The organism is Peribacillus sp. S4, from assembly GCF_046715815.1.
In the GTDB taxonomy this organism is placed as follows: domain Bacteria; phylum Bacillota; class Bacilli; order Bacillales; family DSM-1321; genus Peribacillus; species Peribacillus frigoritolerans.
Genome location: NZ_CP175708.1, coordinates 2,614,026 through 2,634,945 on the forward strand (window position 1 = coordinate 2,614,026; position 20,920 = coordinate 2,634,945).

General features: G+C 39.0%; 15 protein-coding genes and 2 riboswitches. Of the genes, 14 read left to right on the forward strand and 1 reads right to left on the reverse strand.

The genetic code is table 11. The features are described 5' to 3' along the window. Positions 1–619 precede the first annotated feature (619 nt). The 13 genes from ACJ9PY_RS12480 to sdaAA all read left to right on the forward strand — a co-directional run bounded on the left by ACJ9PY_RS12480 (position 620) and on the right by sdaAA (position 15,833). Positions 620–865: a hypothetical protein gene (locus tag ACJ9PY_RS12480; protein ID WP_411740149.1), complete on the forward strand. Its 246-nt coding sequence runs from the start codon at positions 620–622 to the stop codon at positions 863–865. A gap of 276 nt (positions 866–1,141) precedes the next feature. Continuing rightward, positions 1,142–1,241: riboswitch (glycine riboswitch) on the forward strand. Between the two features lie 362 nt (positions 1,242–1,603). Then, positions 1,604–2,983, forward strand: a complete 1,380-nt coding sequence (locus tag ACJ9PY_RS12485) for an amino acid permease (RefSeq protein ID WP_411740150.1) — start codon at positions 1,604–1,606, stop codon at positions 2,981–2,983. A gap of 327 nt (positions 2,984–3,310) precedes the next feature. Then, positions 3,311–3,415: riboswitch (glycine riboswitch) on the forward strand. Between the two features lie 184 nt (positions 3,416–3,599). Beyond that, positions 3,600–4,850 (forward strand): serine hydroxymethyltransferase, encoded by a 1,251-nt coding sequence (glyA, locus tag ACJ9PY_RS12490; protein WP_268592686.1) that lies wholly within the window; start codon positions 3,600–3,602, stop codon positions 4,848–4,850. A 138-nt stretch (positions 4,851–4,988) separates the two neighbouring features. Further along, entirely contained in the window at positions 4,989–6,098 is a 1,110-nt protein-coding gene (gene gcvT, locus ACJ9PY_RS12495) for a glycine cleavage system aminomethyltransferase GcvT (RefSeq protein WP_411740151.1), read from the forward strand. Between the two features lie 158 nt (positions 6,099–6,256). After that, positions 6,257–6,652, forward strand: a complete 396-nt coding sequence (gcvH, locus tag ACJ9PY_RS12500) for a glycine cleavage system protein GcvH (protein ID WP_101222131.1) — start codon at positions 6,257–6,259, stop codon at positions 6,650–6,652. Position 6,653: 1 nt separating this feature from the next. Further along, positions 6,654–8,006: an aminomethyl-transferring glycine dehydrogenase subunit GcvPA gene (gene gcvPA / locus ACJ9PY_RS12505; protein WP_268592684.1), complete on the forward strand. Its 1,353-nt coding sequence runs from the start codon at positions 6,654–6,656 to the stop codon at positions 8,004–8,006. Further along, positions 7,999–9,483, forward strand: coding sequence for an aminomethyl-transferring glycine dehydrogenase subunit GcvPB (gcvPB, locus tag ACJ9PY_RS12510; RefSeq protein WP_268592683.1), 1,485 nt, complete (start codon positions 7,999–8,001; stop codon positions 9,481–9,483). Before gcvPA ends, gcvPB begins: the two co-directional genes overlap by 8 nt. 241 nt (positions 9,484–9,724) lie before the next feature. Next, positions 9,725–10,603 carry a lipoyl synthase gene (lipA, locus tag ACJ9PY_RS12515; RefSeq protein ID WP_411740152.1) on the forward strand — a complete coding sequence of 293 codons (879 nt, stop codon included), beginning with the start codon at positions 9,725–9,727 and terminating at the stop codon, positions 10,601–10,603. Between the two features lie 38 nt (positions 10,604–10,641). Further along, the gene (locus tag ACJ9PY_RS12520; RefSeq protein WP_411740153.1) at positions 10,642–10,953 is read left to right on the forward strand and encodes an iron-sulfur cluster biosynthesis family protein; all 312 of its coding nucleotides are present in this window, start codon (positions 10,642–10,644) and stop codon (positions 10,951–10,953) included. A 115-nt stretch (positions 10,954–11,068) separates the two neighbouring features. Further along, on the forward strand, positions 11,069–12,466 hold the full coding sequence (gene lpdA, locus ACJ9PY_RS12525; protein ID WP_411740154.1) for a dihydrolipoyl dehydrogenase: 1,398 nt from the start codon (positions 11,069–11,071) through the stop codon (positions 12,464–12,466). 318 nt (positions 12,467–12,784) lie between these two features. Continuing rightward, a complete protein-coding gene (gene purU / locus ACJ9PY_RS12530; protein ID WP_268592679.1) occupies positions 12,785–13,654 on the forward strand; it encodes a formyltetrahydrofolate deformylase in 870 nt (289 codons plus the stop codon). A 594-nt stretch (positions 13,655–14,248) separates the two neighbouring features. Beyond that, the gene (gene sdaAB / locus ACJ9PY_RS12535; RefSeq protein WP_411740155.1) at positions 14,249–14,911 is read left to right on the forward strand and encodes an L-serine ammonia-lyase, iron-sulfur-dependent subunit beta; all 663 of its coding nucleotides are present in this window, start codon (positions 14,249–14,251) and stop codon (positions 14,909–14,911) included. 40 nt (positions 14,912–14,951) lie between these two features. Further along, the gene (gene sdaAA, locus ACJ9PY_RS12540) at positions 14,952–15,833 is read left to right on the forward strand and encodes an L-serine ammonia-lyase, iron-sulfur-dependent, subunit alpha (protein ID WP_411740156.1); all 882 of its coding nucleotides are present in this window, start codon (positions 14,952–14,954) and stop codon (positions 15,831–15,833) included. 1,871 nt (positions 15,834–17,704) lie between these two features. Here sdaAA and ACJ9PY_RS12545 read toward each other — a convergent pair. Further along, positions 17,705–19,531, reverse strand: coding sequence for a helix-turn-helix domain-containing protein (locus ACJ9PY_RS12545; protein ID WP_411740157.1), 1,827 nt, complete (start codon positions 19,529–19,531; stop codon positions 17,705–17,707). 167 nt (positions 19,532–19,698) lie between these two features. Between ACJ9PY_RS12545 and ACJ9PY_RS12550 the strand changes: the two genes are divergently transcribed. Continuing rightward, entirely contained in the window at positions 19,699–20,895 is a 1,197-nt protein-coding gene (locus ACJ9PY_RS12550; protein WP_411740273.1) for a M20 metallopeptidase family protein, read from the forward strand. The last annotated feature ends 25 nt before the right edge of the window (positions 20,896–20,920 follow it).

Consider the following 20,920-nt stretch of genomic DNA (forward strand, 5'->3'; position numbering starts at 1 on the left):
GGTTTTATGAGCATTGTTTACAGGTATACAGCGCATCTATTTAAGTACTTGGGACTTTCTCTTTATAAGCCTTATTATACATCTGTTAAACCAAAGGAATTAAAACGAGTATATTTAAATTGTATGATTTACTAAAAAAACTTGTTTAAGACATTCTTTATTCCTATTTAACGATTAATGCATTCCATTTTTTTATATTAGAAAAGTGATTATATGATAAAGTCATTGTTGCTATGAACTCCAATGACTTTTTCTATTTTAAAGAAAAACTACTTTCGATGGTATATTTACTTGCTAAGTTGAGATTCAACTCCCTTTTTTGATGTGAATATTTGTTAGTGAAATATCTTACTATCTATAAAAGAAATATACGCAAATAATAAGTATATATAGATTTGATCATAATTTATGAATATGTTTTAAAAGAAGATGCTAACCAAATTAGAGTCCCGGTTTGACGATGTTAAAAATGAAATCGGGAATGGTTTCGTTAACACGTCAAGCATTGTGAGAATGAATACGTGATGATAAATATAAACGCTATTGATCCAAATTATGTTATTCTATTTTTGTTTACATCAGTCCGTCAGAAAAACTATAAAGGGGGTATAAGGTTAAAATGGTTAAGGAAAAGAAACTCAAGCTAAAGAAGCCAAAGAAGTGGTGGGGATGGGTTCTAGCATTTGTCATCATAGCTAATACAGTTGGTGGTGGGGACAAAGAGGAAGTTGCTAAAGAAGAGAAGGCTTCTGAAAATACTGCTGAACTTAGGGAGGAAGCTCCTAGACAATCTTTACTGCTGCAAGGAATTTCACGAGTCTCGAATTTTCTCTTTTTCCATACATCAATTATGTTAAAACTATAGATATTATGTCCTCTCCCGGCTTTAAATTTGCCGAATTGTCAATCGACAATGCCGATATTTTTGCTTATACATAAGCGTGTTTGGGATTCCTAGCAACATAGAAAAGCTGCTAATAAGCTTGATTTTTCATAGCTAATAACTTCTAAAATATACTGATCATAAAGTTCAAATTTGTCCATTTTTAAATTTCAGAAAATAGAGTTTTTTCAGATAATCATTGAAATATCCATTAAAACCCGATAATATACAACTATTAAAACAACTTTATATCAGCGGATGATGATTGTGGGAGAGTCTAAACAATGTTTAGCACCGAAGGAGCAAATCCTATAAAAGCAGGAACTAATCTCTCAGGTAAAAGGACTACAATTGGACGCGTCTCTGAAGAGAGCCATAGGCCACCGAAGGAGTTAAACTCTCAGGTAAAAGGACAGAGGAAGGTAGGAAAATACCTATCTTTCCTCTGCCCTTTTTTGTACTTGGAAAGATAAAAAGAGAGGAGTGTGAATTGAGATCTGTAGATAAATGATCTATCCTTTGTTTTGTACAATTAATGCTATATTTTCAAAAATGGTTGGTAGCTTTATTTCAAAAATCTATAACTAGCACGCATCAAAGAAAGCGCTTACAATAGTGAGGCAGTCTCCAGTACGCTAATAATTCACACTCATTGAAAGGCTGACCCTTTAAATGGGGAAAATTCCAAGTAGCCTAAAAAAGTAGAAGGTGGGAAATCGTATGCAGGAACAAAAGTTGGATAGAGGGCTAAAAAACAGGCACGTACAACTCATAGCTATTGGTGGGGCAATCGGAACGGGATTATTTCTTGGAGCAGGAAAATCTATTCATTTAGCCGGGCCATCAATTCTATTTGCTTACATGATTACAGGCATCATTTGCTTCTTAATCATGCGCGCACTTGGAGAACTGCTCTTATCTAATTTGAACTATCATTCCTTTGTTGACTTTGTAAGAGACTATTTAGGTAATATGGCAGCATTTGTAACCGGCTGGACCTACTGGTTTTGCTGGATATCAATCGCAATGGCCGACTTAACGGCAGTTGGTCTTTATACTCAGTATTGGTTTCCTTCCGTACCGCAGTGGATGCCAGGATTAATTGCTCTAGTCATTTTGCTATTTATGAATCTTGCAACCGTAAAACTTTTTGGCGAAATGGAATTCTGGTTCGCATTAATTAAGGTCATCGCTATCCTAGCACTAATTGTTATCGGTATTTTCATGATTATTAAAGGCTTTTCCACTGATTCAGGCGCAGCAAGTTTCACGAATCTATGGAGTCACGAAGGTATGTTCCCAAATGGAATAAATGGTTTTGTCCTCTCATTCCAGATGGTAGTGTTTGCGTTTGTGGGCATTGAACTTGTAGGACTTACAGCAGGTGAAACAGAAAATCCAGAAAAAGTTATCCCCAAAGCGATCAATAATATTCCTATTCGGATTATAATTTTCTACATTGGCGCACTTATTGTCATTATGAGTGTTTATCCTTGGAACGCAATCATCCCAACGGAAAGCCCATTCGTCCAAGTATTTGTGGCTGTAGGTATCGCTGGTGCAGCTGGTATCGTTAATTTTGTCGTCCTAACATCGGCTGCTTCGGCATGTAACAGCGCAATCTTCAGTACAAGCCGGATGGTATATTCACTTGCCAAAGATAAAAATGCACCTGTACCGTTTGCAAAACTTAATGACCGAAAAGTACCTTCCAATGCATTGTTCTTTTCAACTGTTGTCATTTTAATTTCCGTTGTTTTGAACTATTTAATGCCTGAAGGTGTATTTACCTTGATTACAAGTATTTCTACAGTATGTTTCATCTTTATTTGGGGAATTACAGTCATCAGTCATTTGAAATACCGTAAAACAAGGCCAGATCTAGTGAAAAAGAGCAAATTTAAATTACCACTTTATCCAATTTCCAATTACTTCATCCTTGCTTTCCTAGCGTTCGTCCTTGTGGTTCTTGCACTTGCGGACGACACTCGTGTTGCCTTATTCGTTACACCTGTTTGGTTCATTATGCTGATTGCGATTTATAAGATGGGCAAAACGAAGGTGGATCAGGCGAATCAGAGAGAGATAGCGGGGAATTAAGAGTCAAGAAATCCTTTGATTCTATTTGCGGTGTTTGTTCAGATAGGCCGCTCCATATTTTCCAACTCGGTGAGTAAAAAATCTGTCCGTTTTAAAAAAACAAAGGTATCTGGTTGATCATATGATAATTCGAAATAAATATTTTAGAATAGTATTGTTAGCGCTTTCAAAAATGCTTGACATAATTATGCTCAACAACTATTCTAAATGTACTAAATTGAATAAGCGGATGACAGTTGTGGGAGAGTGCAAAGCGACAAGCCACCGAAGGAGCAAGTTCCAAAAAGACCCTTGGAACAAATCTCTCAGGTAGATGGAACCACAAATGGACGCACCTCTGGAGAGCGCGTATTAACATATACGCCACCAAAGGGGAAAGGCTCTATTAAAAAATGGAGCTAAACTCTCAGGTAAAAGGACAGAGAAGGGTAGAGAACGCTACGACCCTTTTCTGTCCTTTTTTGCGTGCAAAAAAGGTTGTAAAGCATACTATTTTTAACAGTTTTATAGAAAAGCAGGCCTGTAGCGGGCAAGAAATTTAGTGTCTAGTACCATATTGGAATTAGTAATTAAATAAAAATTCAGAATTAATAAAAATGTCTAGGAGGAAATTTAAATGAGTTTACATCAAAATGATTTAACCATTTTTGAAGCGATTGAAAAAGAAGGACAACGTCAACATCAAACACTGGAGTTGATTGCATCAGAGAACTTTGTTAGCCCAGATGTATTAGAGGCAATGGGAAGCGTGATGACAAATAAATATGCAGAAGGTTATCCAGGAAAGCGCTATTATGGTGGGTGTGAATTTGTCGATGTGGCAGAACAAACGGCTATTGAGCGGCTAACAAAGCTTTTCGGTGCCAAATATGCAAATGTTCAGCCTCACTCAGGTGCACAAGCCAATTTCGCAGTTTTTTTCGCACTGCTTCAGCCTGGTGATAAGGTGATGGGAATGAACCTTTCACATGGTGGCCACTTAACTCATGGAAGCCCAGTCAGCGTTTCAGGAAAATGGTTTGAAGTTGTGTCCTATGGAGTTAGAGAAGATACTCAGTTAATTGATTATGATGAGTTGGAAGCTATCGCAAAGAAAGAAAAACCTAAATTGATTATTGCAGGAACTAGTGCCTATCCAAGAACGATTAATTTTGCACGATTTAGAGAAATTGCCGATCAAGTGGGTGCAAAACTTATGGTGGATATGGCTCATATAGCCGGTCTGGTAGCTACTGGTCTTCACCCATCCCCAATCCCATATGCGGATGTTGTGACAAGTACAACTCATAAAACATTAAGAGGACCTCGGGGGGGCATCATTTTAACAAACGATGAAGTAATTATCAAAGCGATTAATAAATCCGTATTCCCTGGAATTCAAGGTGGTCCACTTATGCATATCATTGCAGCAAAAGCAGTTGCATTCAACGAAGCTTTACAACCAAGCTTTAAGGATTATGCGAAACAAGTCATTGAAAATGCTACAACACTTGGCGAAACATTAAAAAATGAAGGTGCAGTCCTTGTTTCTGGTGGAACAGATAATCATATTGTCCTTTTAGATTTGCGTCCGTGGAATTTAACAGGAAAAGAAGCAGAGAAACTATTGGAAGACGCAGGCATTACCGTTAATAAAAATACGATTCCCTATGATCCAGAAAAGCCCTTTGTTACGAGCGGTATCCGAATGGGCACAGCAGCCATAACAACTCGAGGCATGAAGAAAGAAGAGATGGTGAAAATTGGTGAAATGATTGCAACTGTTCTAAAGAGTAAAGGGAATAAAGACGTTCTTCAGAAAGCAAGAGAAACGACGAAAGGGATTTGTGATGGTTATCCTTTATTTCAACAGCCAATTACTGTGTAAAGAAAGGGACGGCTTAATGGAATTATGCCTTTGCTGAAAACCTGAGCAACGGCCATGGCAGAAAGATATGTCTCCTGACAATAAAGAAACCGGTAATAGTTGAACTATTTTACAGAAAATCATAATTGGGGGTAAACCATGGGGATTGAAACAACATTAAAGCAAACACCGCTTTTTGAAGTATATGAAAAATACGGAGCAAAAGTCATAAATTTTGGTGGCTGGTCTCTGCCGGTTCAATTTACAAGCATTTTAGAAGAGCATGAAGCTGTTCGAACTGAAGCAGGACTTTTTGATGTTTCCCATATGGGAGAAGTACTTGTGGAAGGGAAAGATGCCGAGAGTTATATTAACTACCTTGTTACAAACGATGTAACAAAGCTTGGCATCAATCAAGCACAGTATACCGCAATGTGTTATCCAGACGGAGGAACGGTTGATGATTTATTAGTTTATAAATTAGGGAATGAAAAATATTTACTTGTCATTAATGCTGCAAACATTGAGAAAGATTACGAATGGATGAAGCAGCAAGTAAAAGGAGAGATGGAGCTCCAAAACATTTCGGAAGACATCGCTCAGCTTGCCATCCAAGGACCAAAGGCAGAAAGCATTTTGCAAAAGTTAACGGAAATAGATTTATCAGAAATTGGTTCTTTTAAATTCGCCCAGCATGTCAACATCTCTGGTATTACCGACGTACTTGTATCCCGTACAGGGTACACAGGAGAAAATGGATTTGAACTTTATTTATCTGCAGACAAAGCGGTAGTACTTTGGGAAAAGATCATAGAAGCAGGAGCCACGAGTGGATTAAAACCTTGCGGACTAGGTGCACGGGACACGCTTCGTCTTGAAGCACGTCTTGCACTCTATGGCCAAGAACTAAGTAAAGACATCAGCCCGCTTGAAGCAGGAATCGGCTTTGTCGTAAAGACGAATAAAGAAAGTGACTTTATCGGAAAATCTGCTCTTACAGAACAAAAAGAAGCTGGATTAAAACGAAAATTAGTAGGGATTGAAGTAACAGGCCGTGGGATTCCGCGTCATGGTTACAAGGTAATTTCTAAAGATGGAGAGGAAATAGGTATTGTTACATCAGGAACACAATCACCATCTTTGAAAAAAAGCTTAGGTCTTGCCTTGTTATTAGCCGATCAATCTGAAGTGGGTACGCCGATAAAAGTGGAAATCCGAAATAAACAGATAGAAGCCGTTATTGTTAATGCACCATTCTACAAAAGATAAGCGGAAATATTTTAATAGAGTTATCGTATAGTTTTCCTGAGTCGATTTACGTTACCTGGCTTGCAGCCTGAAATGGATTACCTAAGAGTAAAATTACCCAAAATATATTCAGAATTATGACAATAGTTAAAAAAACGAAAAGAAAAGGGGAAAATACAATGACGAAAGTAATATCAAGTTTTCGATATAGCAAAGAACATGAATGGGTCCAACAATTAGAAGGAAATCGTGTACGTATTGGAATCTCTGATTATGCACAAAAGGCTTTAGGTGATATCGTCTTTGTTGAAAATCCAGAGATTGATGATGAAGTAACGGTCAATGAATCGATGGGAACGATCGAGTCAGTTAAAGCAGTTTCCGAACTTTACTCACCTGTTTCAGGTACGGTGGTTACTGTAAACGAAGAGTTAGAGGGTGCCCCAGAGACGATTAACGAGCATCCATTTGAAGCAGGCTGGTTAGTCGAAGTAGAAATGTCCAATCCAGAAGAGTTAGACTCACTTCTAAACGAAGATGAGTATCAAGCATTTACTAATGAAGGAGAGGAATAATATGACAGCCACTTTTAGATACCTTCCTGATACGAAACAAGATCAAGACGAAATGCTCTCATTTTTAAATATTTCTTCAATAGATGAGTTATTTGAAGATATTCCAGCTGAAATTAGACTGCAGGGTGAGCTAAACATCCCAAAGGCGGTTCCTGAACCGCTTCTTTTGAAAAGAATGAACCAGCTTGCTACAAAAAACAAAAATGCGAATCATTATCCGACTTTCCTAGGCGCGGGTACATATGATCACTACATTCCAAGTGTGGTAAACCATATGATTTCGCGCTCCGAATTTTACACGGCCTATACACCTTACCAACCGGAAATCAGTCAAGGTGAATTACAAGCAATTTTTGAATTTCAAACGATGGTTTGTGAGTTGACAGGAATGGATGTGGCTAATTCTTCCATGTACGATGGTTTTACATCGCTTGCGGAAGCTGCATCGCTTGCTGTCACATCTACAAGACGTTCGAAAGTTCTTGTATCCAAAGCGGTACATCCTGAATCCCGTGCTATTTTACATACAGTAGCAGCAGGTCCGGGATACACAGCTGAGGAAGTAAACCTTGCCGGTGAGATTACAGATTTAGGGAAGCTTCAAGAACAAATTGATAAAGATACTGCTGCCGTAATTGTTCAATATCCAAATTTCTTCGGTTCCATTGAGGATATAAAAGCAATTAAGAAAATTGCGGAAGAAAAAGGTGCCCTTTTAATCGTAAGCGCCAATCCTCTTGCACTAGCACTCTTACAGGCTCCTGGGAAACTTGGGGCAGATATCGTGATCGGTGATATGCAGCCATTAGGAATCCCGATGTCCTTTGGCGGGCCACACTGCGGCTATTTTGCGGTAAATAAAAAACTCATGCGTAAAATCCCAGGACGTATTGTAGGCCAAACAGCAGATGAAAAAGGACAGCGCGGATTTGTGTTAACACTTCAAGCACGTGAACAGCATATTCGCCGTGATAAAGCCTCATCCAATATTTGTTCCAACCAGGCATTAAATGCTCTCGCCTCTTCTATTTGTATGACATCACTTGGGAAGCAAGGGATTCGTCAAATGGCACAGCTAAACATTGAGAAAGCTGATTACATGGCGAAAACCCTAGAGCAGAAAGGCTATTCTATATACAATGAAGCACCATTCTTCAATGAGTTTGTTGTCGGGCTTCCTCTTCCGGTAAAGGAAGTCAATGCAAACCTTCTTAAGGCGGGTATTATCGGTGGATTTGATTTAAAAAGTGATTACGGTTTTGAAAATAAAATGTTGCTAGCTGTGACTGAGCAGCGAACAAAAGAAGAAATTGACCAATTTGTTGATGCTTTGGAGGCGATTGTAAATGGTTGAATATAATGAGTTAATTTTTGAAATAAGTCGTCCAGGACGGGTAGGTTCAAGTATTCCGGATAGTGACGTTGACTATGTTGATATAAATGAAAAATTTCCAAAGCATTTAATTCGTGACGAACCGGCTGAACTACCAGAAGTATCAGAGTTGCAGCTTGTCCGCCATTACACAGCGCTCTCTAATAAAAACCATGGAATCGATAATGGATTTTATCCTCTGGGTTCTTGCACGATGAAGTACAATCCGAAAATAAATGAAGATGTGGCACGTTTGGAAGGCTTTAGCCGCATTCATCCCTATCAGCCCGTTGAAACAGTACAGGGTGCATTGGAGGTTTTATATGAATTACAGGAAGAGCTAGCGGTCATTACAGGAATGGATGCTGTTACATTACAGCCATCCGCAGGGGCTCAAGGGGAATGGACAGGTTTAATGATGGTTAAAGCGTATCATGCTCAAAAAGGTGAAACCAGAACGAAAGTACTTGTTCCAGACTCAGCGCACGGTACAAATCCTGCAAGTGCAAGTGTTGCTGGTTTTCAAACGATCACGATTCCATCCGATAAAAATGGATTAGTAGACTTAGAAGAATTAAAGAAACATGTGGGACCTGATACAGCTGCGCTAATGCTGACGAATCCGAATACCCTTGGACTTTTTGAAAAAGAAATTGTGGAAATCGCACAGGTTGTCCATGAAGCAGGGGGCCTATTATATTATGACGGAGCGAATGCCAATGCCATTTTAGGTAAAACAACACCAGGTCAAATGGGCTTTGACATCGTGCACTTAAATCTTCACAAAACATTTACGACGCCTCATGGAGGTGGCGGTCCAGGGGCAGGCCCTGTCGGTGTGAAAGAGAAACTTACTCCTTACTTGCCAGTGCCGCGCATCGAAAAAGAAGGTGATAAATATGTGCTGAACGCTAATTATCCGCACTCTATCGGAAGGGTAAAAGGGTATTATGGAAACTTTGGAATTCTCTTGCGGGCGTATACTTATATTCGCACGATGGGGCCTGAAGGGCTGCGCCAAGTATCTGAAAGTGCCGTGCTTCATGCTAATTACCTTCGTAAAAGATTAGAGCCATATTTTGAAGCGCCATATTTACAAATTTGCAAGCATGAATTTGTCCTATCCGGATCTAGGCAGAAAAAGCTGGGTGTAAGAACGCTTGATATGGCAAAACGTCTGCTAGATTTCGGCTACCATCCGCCGACCATCTATTTCCCGTTAAATGTTGAGGAATGTTTGATGATTGAACCGACTGAAACAGAGTCCAAAGAAACACTTGATGCTTTTGCGGATGTCATGATTACAATTGCCAAAGAAGTGGAAGAAAACCCAGGGGTTGTTTTAGAAGCACCACATACTACAGTGATTGGACGATTGGATGAGGTCCAAGCAGCTAGACAACCAATCTTGCGTTATTCCAAAGAAGAAATAGTAGAGGAAGCAACGGTAACGTCATAAATGAATGAATATGAACCACCAAGGATGGAATATGAAGAAAAGAATCTCGATATTTCATTCTAGGTGGTTTCATAAGCGTGTTTTAAAAAGGATGAAAAAAGTGCCAAGAGATGCAAGGAGAAAATAGTCTTGAGAACTTAAAAGACAGAGCAACGGAGAAACTCTATCGGACTTTTTTTAGGCCTACTGAACAACCTCTTTCAAGCTAAAATTACATCTGCTCATAGGAGTGAGAAATAAAATGTTCATCAACGATCTTCGTAAACCAGAATGGCTTAAAATTAAATTAAATACGAATGAACAATATACGGGCTTAAAGAAAATGATGCGCGAAAAAAAACTTCATACTGTTTGTGAAGAAGCAAGATGCCCTAACATTCATGAATGCTGGGCGGTACGAAAAACGGCAACTTTCATGATTTTAGGAAGTATATGTACGCGAGCTTGCAGGTTCTGTGCAGTTCAAACAGGGCTACCATCAGAGCTTGATTGGGAAGAGCCCGAACGTGTCGCAGAATCAGTAAAGCAAATGAACCTAAAGCATGTGGTGATTACCGCTGTTGCTCGTGATGACTTAAAAGACGGCGGAGCAGAGGTATTTGCAGAAACTGTAAAGGCAGTGAGGCGGCAAAATCCATTTTGCAGCATTGAAGTTCTCCCCTCGGATTTGAATGGGGAATATGACAACTTAAAAACATTAATGGATACAAGACCAGACATTTTGAATCACAACATTGAAACAGTAAAACGCTTATCCCAAAAAGTTCGTGCACGTGCAACATACGAACGTTCATTAGAGTTTTTACAGCGGGCAAAGCAAATGAATTCGACTATCCCTACGAAATCAAGCATTATGATTGGTCTAGGAGAAACAAAAGAAGAAATTATGGAAACAATGGATGATCTTCGTGCTAACGATGTGGACATTATGACTATTGGTCAATATTTGCAGCCGACTAAACGACATTTGAAGGTCGAAAAATATTGGAGTCCAGAAGAGTTTGAAGAACTGAAAAACATTGCAATGTCAAAAGGGTTTAGTCATTGCGAAGCCGGTCCGCTTGTTCGCTCCTCCTATCATGCAGATGAACAAGTTCGTGCAACTAAGGTTAATGCGTAATCATCTTTCAATAAACCATTAAGAAAGGGGAGAATCAGATGATAGCCAAAATGAAAATAACAGAGGCAGCCATGAATAAACTGAAGGAAATGACATGTAACGGTACGCAAATTCCTCGCCTTGACGCTGATATTGCCGGCGGCTGCGGGGTGTCGATGAAGTTCTCCCTCTTATTGGACGAGCCCCGCAGAAACGATGTAATTATTGAATATGAGGGAGTTCAGCTTAGATTAGATCATTTTACAAAACGCTATTTAGATGAGGAAATACAAATTGATTATAGAGAAGATAGTGACTTTATTGTTGGAGAAAGCTTTGCATCCAGTGCATGTGCCATTGAAATAAATTAAAGTATCGTGATCGTTTACCTATTAAAAGATTAGATCGTGTTTAATAAGTTAGTTGTTTTCTTACACGATTCATATATTTATCTATGGTTATGAAAACCAAAGGGGGAAGTATTAGGTGAATCAACAATATGACGTTGTTATCATCGGTGGCGGCACCGGTGGATATGTTGCTGCCATTCGTGCGTCTCAATTAGGATTAAAAACGGCGGTAGTTGAACAAGGTAAACTTGGTGGAACTTGCCTTCATGCAGGTTGTATTCCAAGTAAAGCATTATTAAGAAGTGCAGAGGTATACACAAATGCAAAGAATGCAGATAAATTTGGTGTTATTGCACCGGAAGTTGGGCTGGACTTCTCAAAAGTACAGGCCAGGAAAGAAGAAATTACTGAACGCTTATATAAAGGTGTTCAACATTTAATGAAAAAAGGGAAAATAGATGTGTTCGAAGGAAAAGGGATTATTTCACAGTCTAAAGATGTTTTAGTGAGATTGAATAATCATGAACTGGAAACAATATTAAACTCTCGAAATATTTTAATAGCTACAGGATCTCGTCCAAGAACATTACCCGGCCTAGAAGCAGATAGTGAATATGTGATGACATCGGATGAAGCGCTTCAAATGAAAGAGCTCCCAAATTCCATCATTATTGTCGGCGGCGGTGTTATTGGAATAGAATGGGCTTCGATGCTTATTGACTTTGGATTAGAAGTAACTGTGATAGAGTATGCCGAGCGCATTTTACCGACGGAAGATAAAGATATTTCAAAGGAAGTACAGCGACTAATGAAGAAAAAAGGTGTAAAAATCGTAACAGGGGCAAAGGTGCTTCCAGAATCGTTAGAAAAAGGAGACGGTGTCTCTATAAAGGCGGAATATAAAGGGAAAGAAACGACATTTTCAGCAGAAAAATTATTGGTATCTGTCGGAAGATTAGCAAACATTGAAGGCATTCACCTTGAAAATACCAAAGTTGAAGTCGACCGTGTTATTCAAACAAATGAGTATTACCAAACGAATGAGCCAAACATTTATGCAATTGGAGATGTGATTGGAGGATTACAGCTTGCCCATGTCGCTTCACATGAAGGGATCATCGCAATTGAACATATGGCAGGAGAAAACCCTGTGCCACTTGATCAATCTCTTGTTTCAAAATGCATATATAGTAACCCGGAGGTAGCTAGTGTTGGGTTAACAGAAGAGGATGCGAAGGAGAAAGGGTATCAAGTAAAAACAGGGAAGTTCTCCTTCCGTGCGATTGGAAAGGCTCTTGTTTTTGGTGAATCAGACGGTTTTGTCAAACTCGTTGTTGACGAAGAATCCTGTAAATTGTTAGGAGCGCATATGGTTGGCCCTCATGTAACCGATATGATTTCAGAAGCTGGTCTTGCACGAGTATTAAATGCAACAGCTATGGATATTGCGCATACGATACACCCTCATCCTACATTAGCTGAAGCAATTGGGGAAGCTGCCCTAGCTGTATATGGTAAGGAAATACACGCATAGATATATAGATAGTAATAGAAAATTTGAATACTTCTTCCTTCATGGGGGAGGCGAATCATATGATAGGTGGGAGAACCAAAGCATTAAGTATTAGGCAATATAACTATGAAAACTGAAGAAGTGAAGTGGTGGAAGGGAAAGCGTCTGTCAATAAAAAAATTTTAAGGTCTATCTCCCTCCCTCACCGTAGCTCAAGATTGCTAGAAATGAAATTGTAGTGACGGTATTTTTCTGACACCAATAGCGGTAGTGTTCATCATTCTGAATTCGAAGTTTTTACATATTTTAATTACAAATCTAAAGGATGGTGAGAGACCATTGTATAAAGAAGTGAATGTTAACCGTGCTAAATTATTAATATCTTGTCCAGAGAAACCAGGTATTATCTCGGCTGTATCTAACCTTTTATTAGAAAGCAGAGCAAATGTTGTTCATTTTGACCAACATACGACGGATCCACAAGCAGGTATGTTTTTTATGAGAATCGAATTTGATTTAAACGACTTTGATGCTTCCTATAAAAAACTTGAAGAGGACTTACATGTGCTGGCCCAGGCTTATACGATGGAATGGAGCTTAAGCGGTAATAATAAAAGAAAACGAATGGCCATCTTTGTATCCAAAATGGATCACTGTCTTATGGAGCTTATATGGCGTTGGAAATCGAATGAACTTCCAGTGGAAATCCCGATGGTGATCAGTAATCATCCTGATTTAAAAAAAATAGTAGAAAGTTATGACATCCCTTATTATCATATTCCTTTAGCTCATGAAACGAAGCAACAAGCAGAACAGAAAGCACTAGACCTATTGAAAGGGAAAGTAGACTTCATTGCCTTGGCTAGATATATGCAAATTCTTTCCCCTGCATTTGTATCGGAGTTCCCAAATCAAATTATTAACATTCATCATTCTTTCTTACCGGCGTTTGTCGGTGCAAATCCTTATGCGAGGGCCTATAACCGTGGCGTTAAGTTAATTGGAGCAACTGCTCATTATGTTACAAATGATCTTGATGAAGGCCCCATTATTCAGCAAGATGTAAAGAGGGTTAATCATAGACATACAATCGAAGAATTAAAGGTTACCGGAAGTCATGTGGAAAGACAGGTTCTTGCCCAAGCTGTTTCTTGGCATATTGAAGATAGAGTTATTATTCATGGTAATAAAACAATAGTATTTGATTGAATACAATATTAAGATGCTTCAAAGATGGAGATAAACATTAATTATAAAGATAATTGAGGAACTTATTATTTTTCCAATATTTTTAAAGGTTTTTCTCTTCTAATTCTATTGAAAACAGACAAAAACTCGTCCTTGGGAGTATTTTGTCATCTCAAATTGGACTCAATTACTATTTATACCTATCCTATATTAAATACCCACATCTCAATCTCTATTATAATTGAATCAATTCCATTCCATAAAAGTTTTGCCGGTTAGAGTGATAGAATTTAAGTCATTCATTTCAAAAACGAATAACAGCTTGATTTTTTGTGCATTTGTTGATTGAGGCGATCTACTGCTAATTTCGGAGCATTATTAATATAAACAAGCATCGTAAGGTCGCAGTGTTGGGAGCTATGTACGGTTTCAATTATCCTGTAAAGGTGACAATCACAGCTGGGATATGTGGAGCTGAGGTATATTTCCTTGGCTTAATCGTATTAAGAATTAAAAGATTAGGACCGTTTCACAAATAAGGGCTAATGAAGAACAAAAAGCGGCATATTGAAGGCTGTTAAAAAATTCTTTTCCCAGAAAAGGGGGCATTACGAGATGAAATACAGATCTGCATTCGATATAATCGGTCCCGTCATGATTGGACCTTCAAGCTCACATACAGCAGGAGCTGCCAGAATTGGCAGAGTAGCAAGGACATTATTCGGAAAACAACCGAAGAAAGCGATTATTTCTTTATATGGTTCTTTTGCAAAAACTTACAGGGGACACGGTACGGATGTTGCTGTCGTAGGGGGGATATTGGATTTCGATACGGATGATGAACGAATCCCTGCCTCTTTAACGATAGCGGAAGAAGCCGGTATGGACGTTTCCTTTACAATCGAGGATACTGTGATGGATCATCCTAATACAGTCAAAATCAGACTTTTCGATGAAGATAAAGAATTGGAACTTGTTGGGATTTCGATTGGCGGCGGAACGATAGAAATAACGGAGCTGAATACGTTCAAGCTTAAATTGTCGGGTGAAAACCCAGCCATTTTAGTCGTGCATAACGATGTGTTTGGAATCATATCTTCCGTTTCGACCGTATTGGCGAATCATGAAATTAATATTGGCCATATGGAAGTTTCACGGAAGGAAAAAGGTCAAATGGCCCTCATGGTGATTGAAGTCGATCAGAAAATCCAGAGCGATGTCATGAAGGAAATTAAAGGATTGGAAAACGTGTCGCAAGTCATAAGGATGGTTGAATGATCATCATTAAAAGTGTTGGCATAGATATGGAGGTAAAAACATGTTCCGAAATGTAGCAGAGTTGGTTGAACTTGCTGAAAGTAAACATGTAAAAATCGCGGAAATCATGATTTTACAAGAAATGGAGTTCTCGGGCCTGTCGAGAGAACAGATCATTGAAAAGATGGACAGGAATTTGATAGTGATGGAACAAGCGGTGGAAAGAGGCCTGAAAGGTGTACAATCCGTGACAGGCCTAACGGGCGGAGATGCCGTTCTTTTGCAAAATTATATCAAGTCGGGCAAGGCACTGGCGGGTAATTTATTATTGGATGCCGTCAGTAAGGCTGTTGCCACGAACGAAGTGAATGCAGCAATGGGAATGATTTGTGCCACTCCGACTGCAGGTTCTGCTGGCGTTGTTCCCGGTACATTATTTGCCGTGAAAGAAAAATTAAACCCGACCCGGGCAGAGATGATTGAATTCCTTTTCACTTCCGCTGCCTTCGGATTCGTTGTTGCAAACAATGCTTCCATTTCTGGAGCGGCCGGAGGCTGCCAAGCAGAAGTGGGCTCGGCAAGCGGAATGGCCGCAGCTGCGATAGTGGAACTGGCCGGCGGTACACCAAGCCAAGCTGCAGAAGCGATGGCGATCACATTGAAAAATATGCTTGGATTGGTTTGTGATCCAGTGGCAGGTTTGGTTGAAGTTCCTTGCGTGAAACGTAACGCAATGGGTGCATCCAACGCGATAACGGCAGCTGATATGGCACTTGCAGGCATTACGAGCCGCATTCCATGTGACGAAGTGATCGATGCCATGTATAAAATAGGATTGACCATGCCAGTTGCACTTCGTGAAACGGCAGAGGGCGGCCTAGCTGCCACTCCTACTGGGCGTAAATTGGCAAAGGAAATATTCGGTTCCTTTAAAACACCTTAAGCTCAGTTATGAAATCATGGTCCTCAAAAGTTTGCTAAGTATTGCATTGGAGAAATAAACAAAGTCACTTCTAGGTGAAAAATTGATCCCGTTCATGACTAATCAAGGATATAAAGCGAACCCTCGCTTCAGTTACGAAACTTATAGTTTCAGAGGAATCGGTAAAGTCATCCATTGTAGGACTGAAACCCTTTGATTATCAATCCTCGATGACGGAGGCTAATTTTTTTATGAATTCAAGTTTGGCTGCAACTGACACGGTTAAAACATTTTTGTAAAAGATAAGGATGGAAGATTGATGATTTGAGCTTAATGGTCAATTGATGGGGCGTAAATAAAAAATAACATGCGCTCCATAATATCTCTTTTTAGACATAGTATACTGATAAACGGTATCCAATATATCAAAGACTGTCTTTTCACAAAGTGTTGGGATTTTTGCCCATTAAGGTAAAAAGGCAAAGTAGCGTTTTTGCCGAATTTTAGTTTTTTTGTATATGTAAAGAATGAAGATTGTGAAGGTGTCTTGAGGGATATCTTTCATTGCCGCATTAGTCAATCTTTGGCTTTATACTTACTCGTCCTTTAAACAGAATTCACTTTTTTGGCAAGCTACAATAAGACTACATTGTCTTCAAACCCCTTTACCGTATGGACACCATCAGCATTAATAAGCAAAAGGTCAATTTCCGCCAAATGGTAGGTAACCTCAATTTCTCCTCGAATAACGAAAAGAATTTCAATTCATCAAACACCAGCCGAATATAGTGGTCTTCATAAAAAAGAATCCTTCTATTTCCAAGAAGTAAATAATAAAAGCGAACAATATACTTTGGTGAAATCACCTCACTTTTTATTTAAATTGAGCAATTATATTTTGCCAAAGCACCGCAGTGTTACGGTGAAAGAACCGAAAGTTTCAGCAGTACATATTAACCTGCCGCAAGAACATGTTCTTGTTCGGGATAAAGTCCAGCGAATACTGGTTATTGCACCGCTGGAATAAGTTATTTTGGCGAGGACTTTGTAGGAAAAATGGCAATTTGAATTGGTTTTCTCAGAGTGGAATCTCAACAATATTTTCAAGCTGTGATAAAGAGGGCTTTTATCGCAAAAAGTCGGAGTTCATGTGCCATTGCCATTTTCCTTATCTTCACATATGTAGGAATTTCTAAAAAGATTAGTAAAAAGACAAATGAATATAAGTTCCAAAAAAACACGATACTCAGGGTAAATCTGATCAAGCACTGCTTGAAATTGAAGTTTCGTTTATACATTTAACCTTATACATGTACATGTCTTCACGAACGATTACGAAGGATTAAGAGTTGAATTCCTCGTTTTTTTGGCTCCAAATCTTCTTTATTCTACTCGCAGAAATGGCAAGTATCAATCACATCTGACTTTACTTTTCGAAGAGAGATGAGCTCCTTTCTCGATATAAGACAAGTGGGTTAATGATAATTAGTAAATACCCTCTTTCCTCGAAATACTGAACAGCTGGTATATGATAATGCCCAGTAGACTCTTATACGACGGAGGTAGGATTCCTGTTAAGTTTTCTATCTCTCTAATATATTGGTGTAAGCTCTCTAGTTCTTTAATGGTAAGTGCTACTTTTTATAAGGCTTCTTTTTCAACCTTAGTTTTCGTAATCTTGAGAAATGATGGAGGGACGTGGCCTATAAATGGCTCATACACAATTATGAGTTGGTACATCAATATGCCCTGATTTAGAAAAGAATTCGACATCATCTCAAGCAGATAGATGAAACACACTTAAAAGTAAAAGGACAAAGGGGGTATTTATATCGTACATTCTATTCGATTGATTTCTCTAAGTGGGAATCTACTATTATCCGTGTACTTTTTCATATATTTGGACCAGAACAGGTTTTATAAAGGTAAACTGCAAGCTGTACTTTTAAGTAATTCTCAAAATGGCTAAAGTCCATTTTAAGAATATCCTCAATTTTTTTTATACGGTGATAAAGAGTATTTGCATGGATATGCAGGTCTTTGGCTGTTGCAGTCATGGAACGATTATTTTGTACATACGTGAAAAGAGTGTGCAGAAGTTCACAGTGTTTCTCCTGATCTATCCATAACAAGGAAAACGTCTCACTGAGGAATAAGTTAATTTCTTCAGGTGGATGGTGTAAAAAAAGGCGGCTGATTCCAATATCCCTGTAATGGACAATGCCCTTTTCCTTTTGTTTTTTTAAGTGAAGCAGTGCTTTCTCAGCCTTCGTATGATTTTCTTCTGCTTGGCCAGGATTGTAATGTCCGGTACTAATCCCGGCTCGGGCTATGACTTTAAATCGATCGTTCCACCATTTTATGCTGCTTTGGATCATTTCTGTAAAATAGGCTTCGCGGTCAGCATTTTGGGCAGAAGAAAACAAGGTGATTTTATTGTTATAACTAAAAAGAAGACAATTTTCAACTGGAATTTTCTCCTTAAGGTGGGTGAGTAGAACCAGTGCATCATTTTCCAGAGGCTGCAAATCGGCATTGCCCTCTAATTCGATTAAAGCGGTTATATAATAGTGATGATGAATGCCTAAATCCTTTGCAGCCACTTCAGCTTGATGAGGATTTTTTATTTTTAAAAACTGTTGATAGGCTTCATAGATCTTCTTATACATGATTTCAGTCTGTGACCTAAGTTTCATAATTTCAAGTGAGAGAAATGGCGCTCCCTGTTTAATTATTAGGCAATCGAGCTCTGATAAAGGTGAGTTCCCTTCTGCAATCAAACAACCTAAAAAAATAGATCCAGATCTAATCGGATAAAAATAACAATCAGTATGGGTGTTATTATAAAGTGATCCGTAAGCCGGCTCTGTTTTATTCATATAGAGAAGAAATAGATCATCAAGATTTCCGACCCAATTCGCTCCGTGTACTGGATAGAGCTTTCCTTCCAGGTAATCTGCATAGACCAGTTTTTTTTCCATCAGTTTGTTCATTTCTTTGATAATGACATCCAACCCTCTGTTCTGTATCGACAACCGAGTGAGAAGGTTGTGGATATCCGTCCTCTTTGCTAACAGTGTATTTGCTTTTTGGAGCTGTTTGGATAAATGAGTGAATTCATCAAGGTTTTTCTGCACTTCTGTGTGAAGCAGGGCATTATGTATGGCAATAGAAGCCTGAGCAGCAAAACTTTGTAAAAGAAGGAGATCCGTTTGGCTGAGACCATCTTCTATATCAAAGCAATGAAGGGTCATCACTCCAATTCGTTTCGTTCCAAATGATACGGGCACAGATAATATAGACTGAATATTTTGATTTTTTAATTGTGACCTTTCGATCGTGTTCATATTTTCTATACTTAAGTCAGCCATGCTGTCATAAATGGCTTTTGTTGTATGAATCAGGCTTACGTTGCCATCTCTGAAAACTTTTCCTGTAATGGACTCACCTACCTTTACCTTAAAGTTGATTATATAATCCTCAAATCCAATATATTCCTTAATGATCAGTTTATTAGAATGCTCTTCATACAGTTGGATGTATCCCGCCTTAGCAGATTTTACAATATTCAGGGCATAATGCATGATTTTCTTCAGCACTTCACCTATTGCGAGAGTCGAGCTAATGGCTTGGAAGCTATCCATTAAATTCATCATGTCATATTGTGCCTTTTGATTTTCTAACTTCAACTGGTGAAGAGAGACATCTTTACTCCTCAAGTTTTCCCACCTCCAATGTTGAAAACAACACGAATATTGTTCAAAAATTGTTTAATGCCACATTGTCTAGTTATCTGATATTTTATAATATTTAGTAAATAATGAAAAGAGATTAAACTCTTTTCTGATGATTGAGAGATTTCAAAATAGAAAGGGTGAAGAAAGTGGTGGAAAGCGTTGCATACATAGAACTAGAAAGTAAGTTTGAAGATCTTGTTAAAATCAGACGGGATTTGCATATGTACCCGGAATTGTCATTTAAAGAAGAAAGAACTCCGAGGATCATTGCGAACTTTTTAAGAGAGTGTGGTTTGGAAGTAAGAACGGGAGTAGGTGGACGAGGCGTTACGGCATTGTTAAGGGGAGCAAAGCCTGGAAAAACAGTTGCGCTTCGTGCTGATTTTGATGCACTTCCGATCCAAGATGAAAAGGCTGTTCCCTATAAATCAAAAATTCCAGGCGTCATGCATGCATGCGGCCACGATGTTCATACGGCCTCTCTACTCGGAACTGCTTATGCGCTAAGTAAAGTAAAGGAGCATCTTCAAGGGAATGTGCTGTTTATTCACCAGTTTGCTGAAGAGGTGATTCCAGGAGGCGCAAAAGCGATGATTGCGGATGGATGCCTGAATGAAGTTGATGTCATCTATGGTGCTCATGTTTCATCGGCGCTTCCGGTAGGACAGGTTCACTTTAAAGAAAAATTCATGATGGCAGCCGGGGATAAATTTAAAATCCTGATTAAGGGAAAAGGGGGGCACGGATCAATGCCTCATCTTGCGGTAGATCCGGTATTTATAGGAAGCCAGATTGTGATGAATATCCAACAAATCACGTCCAGCCGTATCAATACAATTGATCCTGTTGTCATAACTGTCTGTTCGTTTGAAGGAAGCAGCAGCTTCAATATCATTCCTGATCAAGTGATTTTATCCGGGACAGTTCGAACGTTTTCCGCGGAAGCGAGGGATCTTGCCAAAAAGCATATTAGAAAAATCGCAGAGGCGGTCTGTAGTGGTGCCGAAGCCGAATGCGAGATGACGTATGAATACGGCTATCCTTCTGTATGGAACAATCCGGAGGAGGCAAATCGAGTTCAACGTATAGCTGAGATGGTTGTAGGGAAAGAAAATGTGTCGGAGGGTCCTTTACTGATGGCAATGGAGGATTTTTCCTACTATTTAAAAGAAAAGCCGGGTGCATTTTTTAATGTAGGAGGAATGAATTCTGACATTCAAGCTGTCTACCCTCATCATCATCCGAAATTTGATGTGGATGAGATGTCCATTCTTCTGACTGGGAAAATGTTCATTTCGCTCGTGTTTAATTATTTTAGTAGCCAAGATCAGAAAATTGGAGACTAGTCAAATTATTAACTGAGATTGCAAT

Bases quoted from the DNA above. Each gene is read 5' to 3' on its own strand.
- ACJ9PY_RS12480 (WP_411740149.1), top strand. From the start codon at position 620: ATGGTTAAGGAAAAGAAACTCAAGCTAAAGAAGCCAAAGAAGTGGTGG.
- ACJ9PY_RS12485 (WP_411740150.1), top strand. From the start codon at position 1,604: ATGCAGGAACAAAAGTTGGATAGAGGGCTAAAAAACAGGCACGTACAA.
- glyA (WP_268592686.1), top strand. From the start codon at position 3,600: ATGAGTTTACATCAAAATGATTTAACCATTTTTGAAGCGATTGAAAAA.
- gcvT (WP_411740151.1), top strand. From the start codon at position 4,989: ATGGGGATTGAAACAACATTAAAGCAAACACCGCTTTTTGAAGTATAT.
- gcvH (WP_101222131.1), top strand. From the start codon at position 6,257: ATGACGAAAGTAATATCAAGTTTTCGATATAGCAAAGAACATGAATGG.
- gcvPA (WP_268592684.1), top strand. From the start codon at position 6,654: ATGACAGCCACTTTTAGATACCTTCCTGATACGAAACAAGATCAAGAC.
- gcvPB (WP_268592683.1), top strand. From the start codon at position 7,999: ATGGTTGAATATAATGAGTTAATTTTTGAAATAAGTCGTCCAGGACGG.
- lipA (WP_411740152.1), top strand. From the start codon at position 9,725: ATGTTCATCAACGATCTTCGTAAACCAGAATGGCTTAAAATTAAATTA.
- ACJ9PY_RS12520 (WP_411740153.1), top strand. From the start codon at position 10,642: ATGATAGCCAAAATGAAAATAACAGAGGCAGCCATGAATAAACTGAAG.
- sdaAB (WP_411740155.1), top strand. From the start codon at position 14,249: ATGAAATACAGATCTGCATTCGATATAATCGGTCCCGTCATGATTGGA.
- sdaAA (WP_411740156.1), top strand. From the start codon at position 14,952: ATGTTCCGAAATGTAGCAGAGTTGGTTGAACTTGCTGAAAGTAAACAT.